The sequence below is a fragment of the Fervidicola ferrireducens genome (genome assembly GCF_001562425.1).
GTDB classification, from domain to species: domain Bacteria; phylum Bacillota; class Thermosediminibacteria; order Thermosediminibacterales; family Thermosediminibacteraceae; genus Fervidicola; species Fervidicola ferrireducens.
Genome location: NZ_LOED01000004.1, coordinates 1 through 17,209, shown reverse-complemented (window position 1 = coordinate 17,209; position 17,209 = coordinate 1). Strand labels below are relative to the sequence as shown.

21 protein-coding genes are annotated in these 17,209 nt (G+C 40.1%); all 21 read left to right on the top strand.

What is annotated here, in order from left to right:
* The 21 genes from spoIIAB (at nucleotide 1) to proS (ending at nucleotide 16,715) form a co-directional block, all read left to right on the top strand.
* On the top strand, nucleotides 1-432 hold the full coding sequence (gene spoIIAB, locus AN618_RS02620) for an anti-sigma F factor (protein ID WP_066351720.1): 432 nt from the start codon (nucleotides 1-3) through the stop codon (nucleotides 430-432).
* A 20-nt stretch (nucleotides 433-452) separates the two neighbouring features.
* The gene (sigF, locus tag AN618_RS02615; RefSeq protein WP_066351718.1) at nucleotides 453-1,187 is read left to right on the top strand and encodes an RNA polymerase sporulation sigma factor SigF; all 735 of its coding nucleotides are present in this window, start codon (nucleotides 453-455) and stop codon (nucleotides 1,185-1,187) included.
* A gap of 71 nt (nucleotides 1,188-1,258) precedes the next feature.
* Nucleotides 1,259-1,480 (top strand): hypothetical protein, encoded by a 222-nt coding sequence (locus tag AN618_RS02610; RefSeq protein WP_157081604.1) that lies wholly within the window; start codon nucleotides 1,259-1,261, stop codon nucleotides 1,478-1,480.
* Nucleotides 1,461-1,673, top strand: a complete 213-nt coding sequence (locus AN618_RS02605) for a dodecin family protein (protein ID WP_066351712.1) — start codon at nucleotides 1,461-1,463, stop codon at nucleotides 1,671-1,673. Before AN618_RS02610 ends, AN618_RS02605 begins: the two co-directional genes overlap by 20 nt.
* 18 nt (nucleotides 1,674-1,691) lie before the next feature.
* A complete protein-coding gene (gene spoVAC / locus AN618_RS02600) occupies nucleotides 1,692-2,144 on the top strand; it encodes a stage V sporulation protein AC (protein WP_066351711.1) in 453 nt (150 codons plus the stop codon).
* A 9-nt stretch (nucleotides 2,145-2,153) separates the two neighbouring features.
* Nucleotides 2,154-3,164, top strand: coding sequence for a stage V sporulation protein AD (gene spoVAD, locus AN618_RS02595; protein WP_066351710.1), 1,011 nt, complete (start codon nucleotides 2,154-2,156; stop codon nucleotides 3,162-3,164).
* A gap of 23 nt (nucleotides 3,165-3,187) precedes the next feature.
* A complete protein-coding gene (gene spoVAE, locus AN618_RS02590; protein WP_066351949.1) occupies nucleotides 3,188-3,541 on the top strand; it encodes a stage V sporulation protein AE in 354 nt (117 codons plus the stop codon).
* A 15-nt stretch (nucleotides 3,542-3,556) separates the two neighbouring features.
* Nucleotides 3,557-3,928: a hypothetical protein gene (locus AN618_RS02585; protein WP_066351709.1), complete on the top strand. Its 372-nt coding sequence runs from the start codon at nucleotides 3,557-3,559 to the stop codon at nucleotides 3,926-3,928.
* A 154-nt stretch (nucleotides 3,929-4,082) separates the two neighbouring features.
* Nucleotides 4,083-5,081 carry an acyl-CoA dehydratase activase-related protein gene (locus tag AN618_RS02580; RefSeq protein ID WP_066351702.1) on the top strand — a complete coding sequence of 333 codons (999 nt, stop codon included), beginning with the start codon at nucleotides 4,083-4,085 and terminating at the stop codon, nucleotides 5,079-5,081.
* Nucleotides 5,078-6,184 carry an acyl-CoA dehydratase activase-related protein gene (locus tag AN618_RS02575; protein ID WP_066351699.1) on the top strand — a complete coding sequence of 369 codons (1,107 nt, stop codon included), beginning with the start codon at nucleotides 5,078-5,080 and terminating at the stop codon, nucleotides 6,182-6,184. The genes AN618_RS02580 and AN618_RS02575 overlap by 4 nt, the downstream gene beginning before the upstream one ends.
* On the top strand, nucleotides 6,162-7,130 hold the full coding sequence (locus AN618_RS02570; RefSeq protein ID WP_066351697.1) for an acyl-CoA dehydratase activase: 969 nt from the start codon (nucleotides 6,162-6,164) through the stop codon (nucleotides 7,128-7,130). The genes AN618_RS02575 and AN618_RS02570 overlap by 23 nt, the downstream gene beginning before the upstream one ends.
* A 142-nt stretch (nucleotides 7,131-7,272) precedes the next feature.
* The gene (rpsB, locus tag AN618_RS02565) at nucleotides 7,273-7,977 is read left to right on the top strand and encodes a 30S ribosomal protein S2 (protein WP_066351947.1); all 705 of its coding nucleotides are present in this window, start codon (nucleotides 7,273-7,275) and stop codon (nucleotides 7,975-7,977) included.
* A 64-nt stretch (nucleotides 7,978-8,041) separates the two neighbouring features.
* Complete coding sequence (gene tsf / locus AN618_RS02560) at nucleotides 8,042-8,656, top strand: translation elongation factor Ts (RefSeq protein WP_066351694.1); 615 nt, start codon at nucleotides 8,042-8,044, stop codon at nucleotides 8,654-8,656.
* A gap of 67 nt (nucleotides 8,657-8,723) precedes the next feature.
* Nucleotides 8,724-9,437, top strand: a complete 714-nt coding sequence (gene pyrH / locus AN618_RS02555; protein WP_066351693.1) for a UMP kinase — start codon at nucleotides 8,724-8,726, stop codon at nucleotides 9,435-9,437.
* Nucleotides 9,438-9,477: 40 nt separating this feature from the next.
* Complete coding sequence (frr, locus tag AN618_RS02550; RefSeq protein WP_066351945.1) at nucleotides 9,478-9,999, top strand: ribosome recycling factor; 522 nt, start codon at nucleotides 9,478-9,480, stop codon at nucleotides 9,997-9,999.
* A gap of 259 nt (nucleotides 10,000-10,258) precedes the next feature.
* Nucleotides 10,259-10,996, top strand: a complete 738-nt coding sequence (locus AN618_RS02545; RefSeq protein ID WP_066351692.1) for an undecaprenyl pyrophosphate synthase — start codon at nucleotides 10,259-10,261, stop codon at nucleotides 10,994-10,996.
* Nucleotide 10,997: 1 nt separating this feature from the next.
* A complete protein-coding gene (locus AN618_RS02540) occupies nucleotides 10,998-11,819 on the top strand; it encodes a phosphatidate cytidylyltransferase (protein ID WP_066351691.1) in 822 nt (273 codons plus the stop codon).
* A complete protein-coding gene (gene ytvI, locus AN618_RS02535) occupies nucleotides 11,816-12,856 on the top strand; it encodes a sporulation integral membrane protein YtvI (RefSeq protein WP_066351690.1) in 1,041 nt (346 codons plus the stop codon). Before AN618_RS02540 ends, ytvI begins: the two co-directional genes overlap by 4 nt.
* Nucleotides 12,857-12,873: 17 nt before the next feature.
* Nucleotides 12,874-13,884 carry an RIP metalloprotease RseP gene (gene rseP / locus AN618_RS02530; protein WP_245628354.1) on the top strand — a complete coding sequence of 337 codons (1,011 nt, stop codon included), beginning with the start codon at nucleotides 12,874-12,876 and terminating at the stop codon, nucleotides 13,882-13,884.
* Between the two features lie 15 nt (nucleotides 13,885-13,899).
* Nucleotides 13,900-15,054, top strand: coding sequence for a flavodoxin-dependent (E)-4-hydroxy-3-methylbut-2-enyl-diphosphate synthase (ispG, locus tag AN618_RS02525; protein WP_083515005.1), 1,155 nt, complete (start codon nucleotides 13,900-13,902; stop codon nucleotides 15,052-15,054).
* Between the two features lie 224 nt (nucleotides 15,055-15,278).
* The gene (gene proS / locus AN618_RS02520) at nucleotides 15,279-16,715 is read left to right on the top strand and encodes a proline--tRNA ligase (RefSeq protein WP_066351681.1); all 1,437 of its coding nucleotides are present in this window, start codon (nucleotides 15,279-15,281) and stop codon (nucleotides 16,713-16,715) included.
* Nucleotides 16,716-17,209: the final 494 nt, after the last annotated feature.

Sequence of the window (17,209 nt, the reverse complement as noted above, 5' to 3'; positions counted from 1 at the left end):
ATGGAAATTTTAAACGAAATGACGATTGATTTTTTAAGTAAATCGCAGAATGAAGCTTTCGCAAGAGTAGTAGTGGCTGCTTTTGCTTCGCAGTTAAACCCTACCCTGGACGAGCTGGCTGACATAAAGACGGCTGTATCCGAAGCCGTGACTAATTGTATAATTCACGGCTATGAGAATAACTTGGGCACAATCAGGATAAAAGCCATTCTTCGTGAAAATGAAATTGAAATATGGGTGCAAGATTGGGGAAAAGGCATTGAAGACATTGAGAAGGCAAGGCAGCCGCTGTGGACATCAAAACCAGAACTCGATAGATCAGGGATGGGATTTACCATAATGGAGAATTTTATGGATAGAGTAGAAGTCGAATCCACACCTGGAAAAGGCACTATTGTTAAAATGTACAAGACTATAAAAAATAAAAAATAATTTGTTCTGGGGTATAGGTCATGACTTTGAAGAGTTCGGCAGGGCAATTACAATTATTAAAAAAAGCGAAAGAAGGAGATGAGGAAGCAAAAAACGAATTTGTCGCTTTAAATTTAGGTCTGGTCTGGAGTGTGGTAAAGAAGTTTTCAAATAGAGGTTATGAACCTGAGGAACTTTTTCAAATCGGAAGTGTAGGTTTATTGAAAGCAATAGACAAGTTCGATTTTACTTACAATGTTAAATTTTCAACATACGCTATTCCCATGATAATAGGGGAAATTAAGAGATTTATAAGGGATAACTCTCCTGTAAAAATGGCAAGATCGCTTAGGGATTTAACTATTAAGATACAATCTGCAAAGGAAAAATTATTATATGAATTGAACAGAGAACCCACTATAATCGAACTTTCTGAAGAGATAGAAGTTCCGCCGGAAGAAATAGTAATGGGTCTTGAAGCCATTCAACCTATTGTTTCTTTAAATGATGTGGCATACCAGGAAGACGGAGCTCCTATTTATTACATAGACAAACTTGACGACGGCGAGCAGTTACATAGTCAGTGGATCGAGAAGATAGCCGTAAAAGAGGCTCTCTCAAGGTTGGATAAATTGGAAAGACAAATTATTATTCTGAGATACTTTAAAGAAAAATCTCAAACCGAAGTGGCTAAGGTTTTAGGTATAACACAGGTTCAAGTATCCAGGTTGGAAAAAAAGATTCTAACAAAAATAAAAAACATGCTTACCCAATAAAGGCCTTTTTAAAAGGCTTTTTTTGTTTATGAATAGCATTTAAAGCAAAACCAGATACTATTTTTAGAGGGGTGGTAGTAGTGATAAAAAATAAAATTTTTTATATAGCCCTTCTGTTAATTTTAACTTTAATCGCAGGCGCAATGTATATAAACAACGTAAAAACGAGAATCCCAAAAAGCGCTAAACTTGTGATCGTCCCGTTTGAGAATAAAGATTATTTAATGGGAGAAAATATAATTGAAAACTTTAAAGAATTAGGGAGGGAAAATAATGACGGTAAAAGTCATTGAAGTAGTGGGAGAATCAAAAAATAGCTGGCAGGAGGCTGTTGAAAACGCTGTTCGAGATGCCAGCAAAACAATAAGAAACATTACCGGGATAGAGGTGAGAAATCAAACAGCAAATGTTCAGGGTGGAAAAATTGTTGAATACAAAGCCAATGTAGCTATTGCTTTTAAAGTTGAAGGTAGTACCGAAGCATAATTTAAAAGGAGAAGTCTAATGGCCAAAATTACACAGGAACAGAAAGATTATCAGCAGTTGGTTAAAAACGTAAAACCCAAACCTCCATATTTGAAAAATATAGTAATGGCTTTTTTAGTCGGGGGATTAATTTGTTTAATCGGACAATTAATATTGAATTTTTATATTTCTTTAGGCTTAGACAGCACGAAAGAAGCACCCAGTGCCACGTCGGCCACTCTAGTATTTCTTGGCGCTTTTCTCACCGGACTGGGTGTTTACGACAAAATCGGGAAAAGAGCAGGTGCTGGTTCAATAGTGCCTATCACAGGATTTGCAAATTCCATCGTGGCACCTGCAATGGAATTTAAAAGCGAAGGATATGTATTTGGAGTGGCTGCAAAAATGTTTGTGGTGGCAGGACCTGTTCTTGTTTATGGAATTGCCTCTTCTGCTTTAATCGGATTAATCTACTACGTGGTAAAGTTTTAGGAGGATATGATGGCTGTAAAAAAACTCGGAGCCCAGACGGTAAAATTTCAAAACCCTCCTTCGATAATAGCCACAGCGACCGTTGTGGGGCCTGTTGAAGGAAAAGGGCCATTGAGAAATTACTTTGACCTTATTTTGGGCGATTTTAAATTTCAGGAGAAAAGCTGGGAAAAAGCAGAAAAGAAAATGTTAAAAGAAGCGGTAGAAATGGCCGTCAAAAAAAGCGGTGTTCCGAGCGATAAAATTGAGTATTTCATAGCTGGAGATCTTCTCAATCAAATAATCTCCGCAAGTTTCGCCGCCAGGGAATTAGGATACCCTTTTTTAGGAATTTACGGGGCGTGTTCAACAGTTGCAGAAGGTTTGGGAATAGGCGCAATGCTAGTTGACGGAGGATATGCAGATAATATCGTAGTGGGTACTTCCAGTCATTTCTGTTCCGCCGAAAGACAATACAGATTTCCCCTAGAATTAGGAAATCAAAGGCCACCGACAGCCCAGCGCACTGTAACCGGCGCTGGGGCTGCTGTAATTTCAACCAAAAATCAAAATCCAAGAATAACTTACGTAACTACAGGAAAGGTAATAGATATGGGTGCTGTCGATCCAAACGACATGGGCAGCGCGATGGCACCGGCGGCAGTTGACACAATTGTAATGCATCTTGAGGATTCTAAGCGTACTCCTGAAGATTACGATTTAATAGTAACAGGAGATTTGGCGAGTGTAGGAAAGGATATAGCTCAAAAATTAATGCTGCAAAAGGGCATCGATGTTTCAAATAAGTATACTGATTGCGGGCTATTAATTTACAGCCCCGAACAAGATGTACATGCAGGCGGAAGTGGATGTGCTTGCGCTGCCGTAGTTACGTTCGGGTATATTTTTAACGAAATGCAGAAAGGTAGATACAATAAGATTCTTCTCGTGGCAACGGGAGCTTTAATGAATTCTACTATTGTCCAGCAAGGTGAAACAATTCCGTGTATCGCTCATGCCGTAGCATTAGAAAATCTATAGCCTGTAGCGAGGGAATAAAAATGATCGATTATATAATGGCGTTTTTAGTTGGTGGGCTTATATGTGCGGTGGGACAAATATTGATGGATTTCACACCTCTTAGCCCTGCCCACGTCCTTGTAGTTTTTGTAACTTTAGGGGCAATATTAAGCGGGTTAGGATTATACCAGCCTTTGATAGACCTTGCTGGCGCTGGAGCATCTGTTCCACTACCCGGTTTCGGACACACACTGGTGAAAGGTGTCATAGACGAAGTTAATAAATCCGGTGCATTGGGGATTTTGACGGGTGGATTGAAAGCTACGGCGGCGGGAATAACTGCGGCAATAGTTTTCGGCTATATCATGGCTCTTATTTTTAATCCTAAACCCAAATGAAGATGGGATTTTAAAATGTTTCTGGATTTTATAGGGATTTTCCTTACGACTTTAATAGTTAGCCCAAAATATTTTGCTCAAGTGATTTTGGTATGTTTTTTTGCAAACATTATTGATATACTGGTAGCCATCGTTTTTAATTCTCAAGTTACCGAAGTTATTTCCGGAGGCATATTTAGTTCTATAAATTATCTCGGCAGCAATATCGTACTGCCATATTTTTCTCCATTAATTTTAATCTTAATAGGCCTGGGTTTAAAAAACGGCGATTCAATAAGTTTTTGGAGATTCATAAATCCTTTTGCTAAGTACAAAAGGCCGTGGCCTCTTATCTTTTTAAAGGTAGGTGTTGCAAGAATTTTGGTGCTCTACATTTTGGGAAAATGACAAAAAATAGAAATTTGCTATCCAAAGGCAATCCTACAATGCCTTTATTTCTTTGTTCAACGAATTACCTTTCTTTGGTAATTAAGTTAATAAAATACATAATCGTGGGAATAATATAAGTGAAAATATTAATAAGGATTGAGAAGGGGTTAGAATGCGGATAGGTGTTCCAAGAGCTTTATTTTATTACATGTACTACCCTTTCTGGAAAACATTTTTCGAAGCTTTAGGCCACGAAGTAATATTGTCAAGTCCGACCAATAAAAAGATATTAAAAGACGGTTTGGAATTTGCCGTTGATGATGCCTGTTTGCCCGTCAAAGTTTTTCACGGACACATAGTGGATCTAATAGAGAAAGTAGATGTTCTTTTTATTCCTAGAATAATCAGCATCGAACCTGGAGAATTCATTTGCCCGAAGTTTTTAGGTTTACCTGATATGGTAAAAAGCAGCATACCGGATTTGCCTCCAATTATTGACAGCAACCTTTCTGTTTATAAAAACAGAAAAGGCCTCATCGAACATGCAAAATCGATAGGTACAGACCTGGGGCATTCTTCAAAGCTTATTTTGAAAGCGTACAAGATAGCCTCAACAAAATTCAATTCCTATAAGAAATTTCAAATAAGCCACGAAAAACTTCCTCTGGATTCGGGACAAAAGAGTTTTTTCGATTCTAACTCCTCGTATTTTTCTAGGCATAAAAACAAATGCCTTGGAGAAAATACTTTAAATGTCCTTTTACTAGGGCATCCTTACAATATATACGACAATTATATTAGTATGAATCTAATAACAAAATTGCAAAAAAATGGTATAAAAGTCATAACGCCAGAAATAATACCGGTCAAAAACATCTCGGCAGGGGCAAAAAATCTTAAGAAAAGATTATTCTGGACTTTGGGAAAAAACATAATAGGAAGCACTTACTATTATATGGATTGCGGTAAAGCTCTTGATGGGATAATTCATCTTGCTTCCTTCGGATGTGGACCTGATTCGATCGTAGGAGAGCTATTGGAACGCAAACTTTCTCGTAACCGGCTGGTTCCTTTTCTTCGGATTAATATCGACGAACATTCCGGCGAAGAAGGTTTCAATACGAGGTTGGAAGCTTTCATAGATGTAATAGAAGGGAGACGTCGGAATTGAAAGTTACCTTTCCGCATATGGGAAATCTATATATCCCTCTTAGAACTTTTTTCGAAAACTTGGGCGCCGAAGTGGTGGTTCCTCCACTTTCTAGCAAGAGAACATTGGAGATAGGCTGTAAATATTCTCCTGAGTTTGCTTGCCTTCCTCTGAAAGTAACTTTGGGCAATTTCATAGAGGCGCTGGAGATGGGGGCAGATACCATTGTGATGGCCGGAGGGGTGGGTCCCTGCCGCTTTGGGTATTACGCGGAAGTTCAAAGAGAAATCTTAAAAGATTTGGGTTACGATTTTGACATGATAGTGTTAGAACCCCCTCAAGGTCATTTCTGGGATTTAATAAAAAAATTTAAGTATATAACCAATAAAAAGAGCTTTAAAGAAATTTATCTGGCCGGAAAATTAGCGTGGAAGAAGATCATCTTATTAGATAGACTGGAAAAGATGGTAAATCGCATAAGAGCTGTAGAACTTGAAAAAGGTAAGACCGATAAAGCATATAAAAAGGCATTAAATTTAATATCAAATGCGAGGGATGAACAGGAGCTAGCCTTTGCAAGGCAACAAATTGCAAAAGAAATCTCGTCAATAAAAAAAGCTAAAGAAAGAAATTTACTTAAAGTAGGTTTGGTGGGTGAAATTTATACCCTTTTAGAACCCTTTGTTAATTTTAACATAGAAAAACAGTTGGGCGAACTAGGGGTTTTAGTAGAACGAAGTATATACATAAGCCAATGGGTTAGGGAAAACCTCCTGCCTTCTTTTATGAAATCAAAAGAGCCGGAAGTACTTGCAAAACTTGCTGAACCTTATATTCCATGCTTTGTAGGAGGCCACGGTCGGGAATCCGTTGCACAAATTGTCAGTTACGCAAAACAGGGATTTGATGGGGTAATTCACCTTCTCCCGCTTACATGCATGCCGGAAATTGTTGCAAAAAGTGTTTTGCCGATGGTAAGTAAAATTCATTCTATACCGGTGATGACATTCGTCTTGGACGAACATTCTGCCGAAACGGGATTAAGGACTCGCCTTGAGGCGTTTGTCGATTTGATCCGCGAAAGGAAGGAGGAAAAGGAGTTTGGAGTGTTATCTGGGGATTGACGTGGGTTCTGTAAGCACTAATTTTGCTTTGATAGACAAACATGGAAAAATGCTGAAGAAGCTTTACTTAAGGACTGCAGGACGACCTATAGAAGCAATAAAAAGTGGTTTAAAGATTCTTAAAGAAGATTTAAAGGACGATATAAAAATAAAGGGGGTAGGTACCACCGGCAGCGGCAGAAAATTGGCATCGGTCATAGTAGGCGCCGATGTGGTAAAAAATGAAATTACGGCCCACGCCGTCGCAAGCATATCTGAAATTCCCACCGTCCAAACTATTTTAGAGATAGGAGGACAGGACTCAAAAATAATAATACTGAGAGACGGGATCGTTGTGGATTTTGCCATGAATACCGTATGCGCCGCCGGAACGGGCTCTTTTCTCGACAGACAGGCCCAAAGGCTCGGAATACCCATCGAACTATTCGGTGAAATTGCCATAAGGTCGAAGAACCCCACCAGAATTGCTGGCCGCTGTGCAGTGTTTGCCGAATCAGATATGATTCACAAGCAACAGTTGGGGTATAAAGTTGAGGATATATTAAAAGGGCTGTGCCAAGCGCTGGTTAGAAATTACCTGGCAAACGTGGCGAAGGGAAAAGAGATAAAGCCTCCGGTGGTATTCCAGGGCGGAGTTGCGGCCAATTCCGGAATAAAAAGAGCTTTTGAAGAAGAACTTGGCATGGAGATCATAGTGCCGGAACACTTCGACGTGATGGGAGCTTTAGGGGCTGCATTGCTTGCGAAGAAAGCCATGTCTCAAAATAAGCAAAAACAGACTAATTTTTACGGTTTTGAAGCTGCCTTTAAAGAGCATAGGGCAGAAAGTTTTGAATGCAATGGGTGTCCCAACTTGTGCGAAATCGTACAAATTTATGTAGACAATAAATTGATGGCACGATGGGGAGACAGATGTGGAAGGTGGTCGGAGAATGTAGCCGTGTAGTGGAAAATTATATTGCATAAGGTTTTTTTTTATGATATACTATCACCGGTAATTCACACGCTGGAAATATTTCAACGAGGGTGCCGAAAGGTCTCGTTGAGAGATGATTCCGGCGGAGGAAAAAACCAAAGGAGGTAAAAAAATGTCGGTAGTTTCCATGAAACAATTGCTGGAAGCAGGGGTCCATTTTGGCCACCAGACTAGAAGATGGAACCCCAAAATGAAAGAATACATCTTTACTGAAAGAAACGGTATTTACATCATTGATTTGCAGAAAACTGTTAAAAAATTGGACGAAGCCTATGAGTATGTAAAGAATTTAGCTGCAGAAGGTGGAAAAATTCTATTTGTAGGTACAAAAAAACAGGCTCAGGAGTCGATTCAGGAAGAAGCCAAACGCTGTGAAATGTTTTACGTCAACCAGCGCTGGTTGGGCGGAATGCTGACCAATTTTAAAACGATTAAAAAGCGTATAGAACGTCTGAAAGAACTCGAACGCATGGAAGAAGAAGGGCTCTTTGAAGTCCTTCCGAAAAAAGAGGTACTAAACCTCAAGAAAGAAAAAGAGCGTTTGGAGAAATATTTAGGCGGTATTAAAAATATGACATCCCTGCCGGATGCACTTTTCATAGTAGATCCGAGAAAAGAAAAAATAGCCGTTTCGGAAGCTAGAAAGTTGAAGATTCCGATTATAGCTATAGTAGATACCAACTGCGATCCGGATGAAGTAGATTATGTAATTCCTGGCAACGACGATGCCATAAGAGCTGTTAAATTGATTACCGAAAAGATAGCCGACGCAGTACTCGAAGGCAAGCAAGGAGTTCAGATGGCAGCAGAAGGATAATTTCATGAGGTAAGGGGGATTTTTTCCATCCCTTACCTTTAATAATCTTTCGGGAGGTTTTGATATGATTAGTTCAGAACAAGTAAGGGAACTAAGAGAACGCACAGGCGCCGGGGTAATGGATTGCAAAAAGGCTTTGATGGAAGCCGGCGGAGATATAGAAAAGGCAATAGTTATATTAAGAGAAAAAGGGCTTGCTAAGGCTGCAAAAAAAGTGGGCCGTACAACAGCCGAAGGAATTATTGATGCTTACATACACGGAGAAGGTAGAATAGGTGTATTGGTGGAAGTTAACTGCGAGACCGATTTCGTGGCGAGAAACGAAGAGTTTAGAAGTCTAGTTAAGGATATCGCCATGCAAATTGCAGCATCAAATCCCAAGTATATTTCTCGGAATGATGTCCCCCAGGAAGTTTTGGAAAGAGAAAAGGAAATACTTAAAGCGCAAGCTATAAACGAAGGCAAACCCGCTCACATAGTAGATAAGATTGTTGAAGGCAGACTTGAGAAATTCTTCGAAGAGAACTGCCTTTTAGAACAGCCGTTTATTAAAGATCCGGATAAGAAGGTATCTGAGTTGATAATGGAAAAAATTGCCTTATTGGGTGAAAATATCACAGTCACCCGCTTTGCCCGTTTTGAAAGAGGAGAGACTGCACCAAAAACCAATCAGGATTAACACTAAAAAAGAGACACTCATTGTGTCTCTTTTTTAAAAATAAGTCTGCAAAAGAGAGGGTTAATAGATGCAAAAACCAAAGTATAAACGGGTCGTTCTTAAAATCAGCGGTGAAGCTCTAGCTGGCAAAAAAGAATTTGGGATAGATCAAAACGTTATTAATTCTATAGCCGACCAAATAAAAAAGGTAAGGGAATACGGTATTGATGTTGCTATTGTAGTTGGCGGGGGAAACATATGGCGCGGACGTAATTATCCAGATATGGACCGGGCTACTGCCGACTATATGGGGATGCTGGCAACTGTAATAAATGCTCTCGCACTGCAGGACGCATTGGAAAAAAGAAACATAGAAACACGTGTTCAGACAGCCATAGAGATGAAAGAAATTGCGGAGCCATACATAAGACGCCGAGCCATAAGACATCTTGAAAAAGGCCGGGTGGTCATTTTTGCTGCTGGTACAGGAAACCCCTATTTTTCTACCGATACCGCAGCAGCTTTAAGAGCTGCAGAAATAGAAGCAGATGTTATTCTGCTTGCAAAAAAAGTCGACGGAGTCTACGATTCGGATCCGATGAAAAATCCCAATGCTCAGAAGTTCGATAGTTTAGACTATATCGAAATACTCAACAAAGGGTTAGGTGTTATGGATTCCACGGCCACCTCACTTTGCATGGATAATAAAATCCCGATAATCGTGTTCGGCATCAACGAAGAAGGCAATATAGTAAGGGCCGCTCTTGGGGAAAATATAGGAACTTTTGTGAAAGGAGGTTGATTTGGTGGATAAAAAAATTTACAAAGAAACCGAGGACAAAATGAAGAAGGTGCTCGACAATCTCAAATCTGATTTAGCGGCAATAAGAGCGGGAAGAGCCTCGACTGCACTCCTCGATAAAATATCAGTGGATTATTACGGCGTTCCGACTCCAGTTAACCAGTTAGCAACTATAAGTGTACCCGAACCGAGAATGATATTAATACAGCCCTGGGACGTGAAGACGATTACCAGTATCGAAAAGGCCATCTTAAAATCTGACCTCGGTCTTACACCTACCAGCGACGGCAAGGTAATAAGGCTTGTCCTTCCCGAATTAACTATGGAAAGGCGCAAAGAGCTAGTTAAGATGGCTAAAAAGAAGGCAGAAGATGCAAAAGTTGTCGTGCGGAACATCAGAAGGGATACAAACGAATTGATCAAGAAAATGGAGAAAAACGGTGAAATATCTCAGGACGATAGCAAAAGGTGGCAGGAAGAAATACAAAAACTCACGGATAACTATATTGAACAAATTGATAAAGCATTGACGAATAAAGAGAAAGAAATAATGGAGGTATAGCGCTATTACTGAAAAAAATTTAGAACTCATAGGTTTTACTTTAGAGGAAGCTAAGGAATTTTTAATGAAAAAAGGTATCAAGATCTGCGATATTAAGTACACCTTCCCTGTTACTCGCAAAGAAGACTATTGTAGACCGATAATAGTAAGAGTAGAAAAAGACAATCATGGCGACGGCGTGATCTTACTCGTTGCTTATTTTCGTTAAAAATGCCCCCCTCGTATAGAGGGGGCTTTTGATAATTGGGAGGCTCGAAAAGTGGGAATAAAGGAAATAGATTTAATTGATCCAAAAAAACTGCCTTGTCACATTGCTATAATAATGGACGGCAACGGACGGTGGGCTCAGAAGCGAGGTCTTCCTAGAATAGCGGGTCATTGGGCCGGTGCCGAAGCGCTTCGCAGTATTGTGGAATTTTGTGCAGAGTTAAAGATAAAGGTTCTTACTGTTTATGCCTTTTCTACAGAAAATTGGAAAAGACCCTACGAAGAAGTAAAGACCATTCTAAATCTTCTCGTATACTACTTAAAAAAAGAAGTGGACAATTTGAACCGCAATAATATAAAATTAATGGTGACTGGAGATTGGCAGGAGCTGCCATATCGGATTAGAGAAGAAATAAAAAAATCGGTAGAACTAACTTCGAATAACACAGGCCTGATATTGAACGTAGCGTTAAATTATGGATCTCGCCGCGAAATAGTTAAGGCATGTAAAACCATATCAAGGCTTGTTGATAATGGAAGATTGAAACCAGAAGAGATTGATGAAAAGCTTTTCGAGAAGTATTTATTTACTGCCGGGCTTCCTGATCCCGATCTTTTAATCAGGCCCAGCGGGGAATTGCGGTTGAGCAACTTTCTTTTGTGGCAGATAGCCTATTCAGAGCTGTGGTTTTGCGATACTTATTGGCCGGACTTTAAGAAAGAGCACCTGGTCCAAGCTTTACTTGATTTTCAACGCAGAGAACGGAGATTTGGAGGTTTAACAAAATAAAATGGACGAAACTTTTATTATAAGATCTTTGACCGCAATATTAGGTATTGCCCTGCTTTACGTTGTAATCGGCAGTGGAGCTATTTCGTTTCTTGTTTTTATCATATTAATGACCCTGATAGCCAATTGGGAACTTGCAATGGCTTTTAAAAAAGCGGGTATAAATGTAAACATGGGCTTTAGCGGAACGGCAGGTTCAATTTTGCTGACCATGATATATTTCTGGTCCGGTGCGAAGACGACAGTTTTTTTCCCTTTTTGCCTGCTTATAATCTTAAGTTTTTTTTCTTCCATAGTAAAATACAAGCAAAATAAGTTGATGGATACCGTTTTTACTACTTTTTCCTTTCTCTATACTTCCATCCCGTTTTCGCATATCATGCTTATCAAAGATCTATCGCAAGGACCTGTTTTATTGTGGTTGGTTTTTGTAACAACGTGGAGCTGCGATACTTTTGCCTACATAACGGGAATGCTTTTCGGCCGCCATAAACTTTCTCCCCAAATAAGTCCTAAAAAAAGTATCGAAGGAAGCATCGGCGGAATAATAGGAAGCATTTCGGCAAGTTTTATTTATTCAATGATGTTTTTACCTCAGATTAAAATTCTAGATAGAGTAGTATTAGGTTTATTAATAGGAATTTTTTCTCAAATGGGCGATCTTTCGGCTTCTCTCATAAAGAGATTTTGCGGAATAAAAGATTTCTCTAATCTAATTCCCGGTCATGGTGGAATTTTAGATAGATTTGATAGTAGCCTCTTTTCTTTCCCCGTAGCATACTATTATATTATAACAGTGATTCAAAAGGGTGGTCTTACTTGAAATTGAAATCAGATTACAAACCCATCGTTTTTCTAGGACTTGCCATTGCCTTGGTTTCTTTAGCGCTGTTCATTACAATAGAATATTTTCTCCCTTTCGCAGTAGGCATAATAATCGCTTTAATTATAGACCCAGTAGTAAAATACTTTGAGGTAAAACTTAAAATCCAACGAGGTATAGCTGTGGTTATAGTCTTACTTGCTATTATTTCATCTTTCGGGTATTTAATCATTCTTGCAATTTCCAGGTTTATTTTCGAAATAGGAAAACTGGTGAATACATTACCCAATTATACTGACTATTTGAACTCCATTTTTGACAGTGTAAGCACATTTATGTTTTCCGTTTACGACATTATACCTAAAGAAGTAATGGATTATCTTTTTAAAAACTGGGGACAAATTATTACTTATCTGACCGGCTTCTTATCAAAATTTTACACTCTCGCGGAAAAACTTGTCGTTATCCCGAACTTACTCATATTTCTCCTTTTTACCTTTTTATCCAGCTTCTTCTTTGCGAAAGACAAAAACAAGATAATATCTTCCATAAAAAGCATCCTGCCGCATAATTGGTATAAAAAAATAGAAATAATACAATCGGAGCTTATCGCATCCGCCATAGGATTAATTAAAGCACAAATAATATTGATATTTATTTCGACAATTATTACCATAGCGGGGTTCTATATTCTAAATGTGGATTACGCTCTAACTTTAGGCATAATATGCGGTCTTCTTGACATACTTCCTGTTATCGGACCAAGTTTAATATTCGTTCCATGGGCCATAGTGGCGTTGCTCCTAGGAAATTTAAAATTTTCACTGTCGCTGATAATCTTACATCTTTTTGTTTCTGGAATGCGTCAGATTTTACAGGCAAAAGTCATAGGTACCCATTTGGGATTAGACCCGTTGCTGGCCCTAATATCAATATATGTCGGCGTAAGATTGTTCGGTTTTATGGGGTTATTTATCGGACCTATGGTGGCTGTAATTGTTAAGGCCATATTCCAATCAGGCTTTTTGCGTTCTTAAAAATAGAAAACCGGAAGGTGAACAAGTTGAACACAATAGCAATTTCAATTATAGTATTCGGTGCTCTCGTTTTTTTTCATGAGCTGGGGCATTTTTTGGTGGCGAAGTTGTGCGATATAAAAGTTAATGAATTTAGTTTAGGTTTTGGGCCAATTTTAGTATCGCTCAAAAAGGGTGAAACTCTCTATTCCATCCGAGCCTTACCTTTGGGCGGATATGTAAAGATGGAAGGTGAAGACGAAAAAACAGGGGATCCAAGGGCTTTCAGTAACAAACCCGTGGGAGCAAGAATGGCAGTTGTAATATCAGGTCCGATGATGAACCTGCTGATGGCAGTAATTTTAATATCGCTGATAGGATTTTTCAGCGGAGTTGCAACCACAAAAGTTACAGTTATACCGAATTCTCCAGCAGAACTAGCAGGGATTAAGGATGGCGATATTATTGCCGCTATAGATGATAAGAAAATTTCATCGTGGGATGAAACGGTAAGCATAATCAGCCAGAAACCCAATCAAACATTGGAAATAGAAATCCTAAGAAACGGAGAAAAAAAAGAGATTTTGGTAAAGACGGAGCAAGAACCGGAAACCGGGAGGGGCGTAATTGGCATAAAATCAGTGGTTATAAGATATTCTCCATTGCACAGTCTAAAAACTGGAATTCAAAAGACCCTTTGGGCATCAAGCATGATTTTGTCTTCTATCCCCAGACTGTTGACAGGAAGGGGCTTGTCTGATCTGGTTGGGCCTTTGGGTATTGCCCATATGGTGGGAGAAGCTGCTCGGGTTGGTATATTTAACGTATTATACCTTACAGCATTCATAAGCATAAACTTGGGACTCCTGAACCTTTTGCCAGTTCCCGCTTTGGATGGAAGCCGTTTGGTTTTCCTGTTTGTGGAATTCTTAAGAGGAAAACCTATAGATCCCGAAAAAGAAGGTATGATTCACTTTTTGGGTTTTGCTCTGCTGATGCTATTGATGGTATTTGTACTTTACAGAGACTTTATGAGATTATACATGTAAGCAAGGGGAGTTAATATGGTGGATGACAGGACTTCGATTAAAAGGAGAACTACAAAAAAAGTATACGTTGGCGATATTGGGATAGGCGGGGATTTTCCAGTATCCGTTCAATCCATGACGAATACGAAGACTCAAGATGTAAAAGCTACCGTCAACCAAATCCTGGCCCTTGAAGAAGCAGGCTGTGATATTGTCCGCGTTGCCGTTCCCGACATGGAAGCGGCTCAAGCTATTTCTGAAATTAAACGGAATATCCACATTCCGTTAGTTGCCGACATCCACTTCGACTACCGGCTTGCGATTGAGGCAATAAAGAACGGCGCAGATAAGGTACGAATAAATCCTGGCAATATTGGGGGAGTAGACAGGATAAAAAAAGTTGTAGAAGCGGCTCGCGAAAGGAACATTCCCATTAGAATTGGCGTTAATTCAGGCTCTTTGGAAAAAGATTTACTAGAAAAATACGGTTCGCCCTGTGCCGAAGCTTTGGTAGAAAGTGCACTAAGGCATGTGAGCATCCTTGAAGGATTGGACTTCTCCGATATAGTAATTTCTATAAAGTCTTCCGATGTATTAACCACAGTAAAAGCATACGAAATGCTGGCAAAAAGAGTCGATTACCCCTTCCATCTTGGAGTAACCGAAGCGGGAACTATCTTTTCCGGTACCGTAAAATCCGCCGTGGGACTGGGCATACTGCTTTACGAGGGAATCGGAGATACCATAAGGGTTTCGCTGACAGGGGACCCCGTCGAAGAAGTAAGGGTTGGTAAAGAAATCCTGAAAAGCCTCAATCTGATTGAAAGCGGAGTTAATCTAATATCTTGTCCGACTTGCGGCCGTTGTCAGATAGACCTCATAGGAATAGCCAGGGAAGTCGAGAAAAAATTAGCAGGCATAAAAGCACCCATAAAAGTTGCCGTGATGGGATGCATAGTAAACGGTCCCGGCGAAGCACGAGAGGCTGACATAGGAATCGCAGGCGGAAGCGGTAAGGTTGCGGTGTTTAAAAAAGGGCGTATACTCAAAACGGTACCCGAAAGCGACGCTGTTGGTGTATTAATATCGGAAGTGCGGAGTATGTTGGATGATAATTTGACAAAAAAAATTAACTCTGATAAAATAACAGACAAACAGCATACTGTGAATGGCGTTGATGGAGGCCAGTAAGAAGTAAACCCGATGAAAAGAGAGCGGTCCCACAGGCTGAAAGGCCCGCCATCGGGGGCTTCTGAAACCCACCTCCGGAGTCTGCCGGAAACGGCCGGCACTTTGCCGTTAACCCAATGAGTAACCCTTTTGCCTTCTTATTAAAAGCAGGGTGGTACCGCGAAAAACCTTCGCCCCTTCGGTGCGAAGGTTTTTTTAATAATTTTTTTCGGGAGGAGAGAACAATGGAAGAAAAATACGTCAAGAAAATTACGGCTAAATCAGAAGACTTTTCCCAATGGTACGTAGACGTTATCGTAAAAGGCGAACTTGCCGATTACTCTCCCGTCAGAGGATGCATGGTCATAAGGCCTTATGGTTACGCTTTGTGGGAAAACATGCAAAAACTATTAGACCGGCGCTTCAAAGAAACTGGGCATAAAAATGCATATTTCCCGGTATTTATTCCCGAATCTTTGTTGAGAAAGGAAGCAGAGCATGTAGAGGGATTTGCTCCTGAAGTTGCGTGGGTGACTCACGGTGGACAGGAAGAGCTTTCGGAACGCCTGGCGGTAAGACCTACTTCCGAGACAATTATATGCAGCATGTATTCCAAATGGATAAAATCGTGGAGGGATTTACCCGTTTTAATCAACCAGTGGTGCAACGTAGTCAGATGGGAGAAGAGCACCAAACCCTTCCTGAGAACGGCTGAATTCCTCTGGCAGGAGGGGCACACCGCCCATAGAACTGAAGAGGAAGCTGAAGAAGAAACACTGCGCATGCTTGAAGTATATAGGGATTTTGTAGAAACCGAGCTGGCATTGCCGGTTATAAAGGGAAGAAAATCTGAAAACGAAAAATTTGCAGGAGCTTTGAGGACATATACAATAGAAGCCATGATGAGCGATGGCAAGGCATTACAGGCGGGGACTTCTCACAATCTAGGTCAGCATTTTTCCAAGGTGTTTGACATTAAATTTTTAGACCAAGACGGGAAGTTGAAATACGTATGGCAGACTTCCTGGGGAGTGTCGACCCGACTTATAGGTGCTGTAATAATGACTCACGGCGATGATAGGGGTCTCAAACTTCCGCCTAGAGTCGCGCCCATTCAAGTGATTATCGTTCCTATTTTTGGTCAGCAAAAAGAGGAAATTCTGGCCAAATCAAAGGAGTTGTATCAGCTTCTTAAGGAGAATTTCAGAGTGGAATTAGATGACCGCGATGAATACACCCCCGGTTGGAAATTTAACGAATGGGAAATGAAAGGTGTTCCTGTAAGGCTTGAGATAGGCCCTAGAGACCTTGCGCAAAACCAAGTGTTGCTGGTTCGGAGAGACACTGGCGAGAAGATTCAAGTCAAAGAATCGGATTTGGTAAATTATTTAAATAAATTGCTTGAGGATATCCAAGCCAATATGTTCAAACAAGCCAAAAAATTTATGGATGACAATACCAATACTGCAACCAATTTTGAAGAATTAAAGGAATTGCTAATCAACAAAAGAGGTTTTGTTAAAGCCATGTGGTGCGGTGACAGTGAATGCGAAAAAAAGGTTAAGGAGGAAACCACCGCAACTTTACGCTGCATTCCCTTTGAACAGGAAGAAATTTCGGATAGGTGCGCTGTATGCGGAAAAGAAGCTAAGAAAATGGTCTATTTTGCAAAATCTTATTAACGGGTAGGTAATCCTAAATGAAAATGAGCGAATTGTTCCCATCTTCGCTTTTTAACCTTCCGGCCGGTTTAACCGGCCGGGGGCAAAAATACTTATACCAAAGCGGGATTTTTAGAAGCGGAAATACGGTGACTTTGTTCTCCCTCGGTGTCGAGTTGTTCAAAAACATCACTGATGTTGTGGAGGAATATCTGAAATCAAACGGATTTAAAAAGATTATCCAAAAAGATCCTTCTTATCAAGACATTATTAAAGAGGTAACATCACCTAAACAACTACCTCTGTTTTTTTATAGCTTTTCCGGTGGATTTCATATTTACAAAAATCCCGCCAGAATGCCCCCGATTTTAATCGGGGGATGAATGGCGGCTTGCTATTCTTCTCCGGTTGTGTTATGATTTAAGCGAACCGGAGGAGATACTATATGCAGACAGTAACCCTCAAGGTAAAACTCCTATCCCCAAACAAAGGCAAACTGGAAAAGATGGTTCGAA

What these genes read in the sequence shown, in the direction of transcription:
- proS (WP_066351681.1), top strand. Translation starts at nt 15,279, where the DNA reads ATGGAAGAAAAATACGTCAAGAAAATTACGGCTAAATCAGAAGACTTT.
- AN618_RS02605 (WP_066351712.1), top strand. Translation starts at nt 1,461, where the DNA reads ATGACGGTAAAAGTCATTGAAGTAGTGGGAGAATCAAAAAATAGCTGG.
- AN618_RS02580 (WP_066351702.1), top strand. Translation starts at nt 4,083, where the DNA reads ATGCGGATAGGTGTTCCAAGAGCTTTATTTTATTACATGTACTACCCT.
- AN618_RS02585 (WP_066351709.1), top strand. Translation starts at nt 3,557, where the DNA reads ATGTTTCTGGATTTTATAGGGATTTTCCTTACGACTTTAATAGTTAGC.
- pyrH (WP_066351693.1), top strand. Translation starts at nt 8,724, where the DNA reads ATGCAAAAACCAAAGTATAAACGGGTCGTTCTTAAAATCAGCGGTGAA.
- spoVAC (WP_066351711.1), top strand. Translation starts at nt 1,692, where the DNA reads ATGGCCAAAATTACACAGGAACAGAAAGATTATCAGCAGTTGGTTAAA.
- spoVAD (WP_066351710.1), top strand. Translation starts at nt 2,154, where the DNA reads ATGGCTGTAAAAAAACTCGGAGCCCAGACGGTAAAATTTCAAAACCCT.
- frr (WP_066351945.1), top strand. Translation starts at nt 9,478, where the DNA reads ATGAAGAAGGTGCTCGACAATCTCAAATCTGATTTAGCGGCAATAAGA.
- sigF (WP_066351718.1), top strand. Translation starts at nt 453, where the DNA reads ATGACTTTGAAGAGTTCGGCAGGGCAATTACAATTATTAAAAAAAGCG.
- rpsB (WP_066351947.1), top strand. Translation starts at nt 7,273, where the DNA reads ATGTCGGTAGTTTCCATGAAACAATTGCTGGAAGCAGGGGTCCATTTT.
- tsf (WP_066351694.1), top strand. Translation starts at nt 8,042, where the DNA reads ATGATTAGTTCAGAACAAGTAAGGGAACTAAGAGAACGCACAGGCGCC.
- spoIIAB (WP_066351720.1), top strand. Translation starts at nt 1, where the DNA reads ATGGAAATTTTAAACGAAATGACGATTGATTTTTTAAGTAAATCGCAG.
- ispG (WP_083515005.1), top strand. Translation starts at nt 13,900, where the DNA reads ATGGTGGATGACAGGACTTCGATTAAAAGGAGAACTACAAAAAAAGTA.
- AN618_RS02540 (WP_066351691.1), top strand. Translation starts at nt 10,998, where the DNA reads ATGGACGAAACTTTTATTATAAGATCTTTGACCGCAATATTAGGTATT.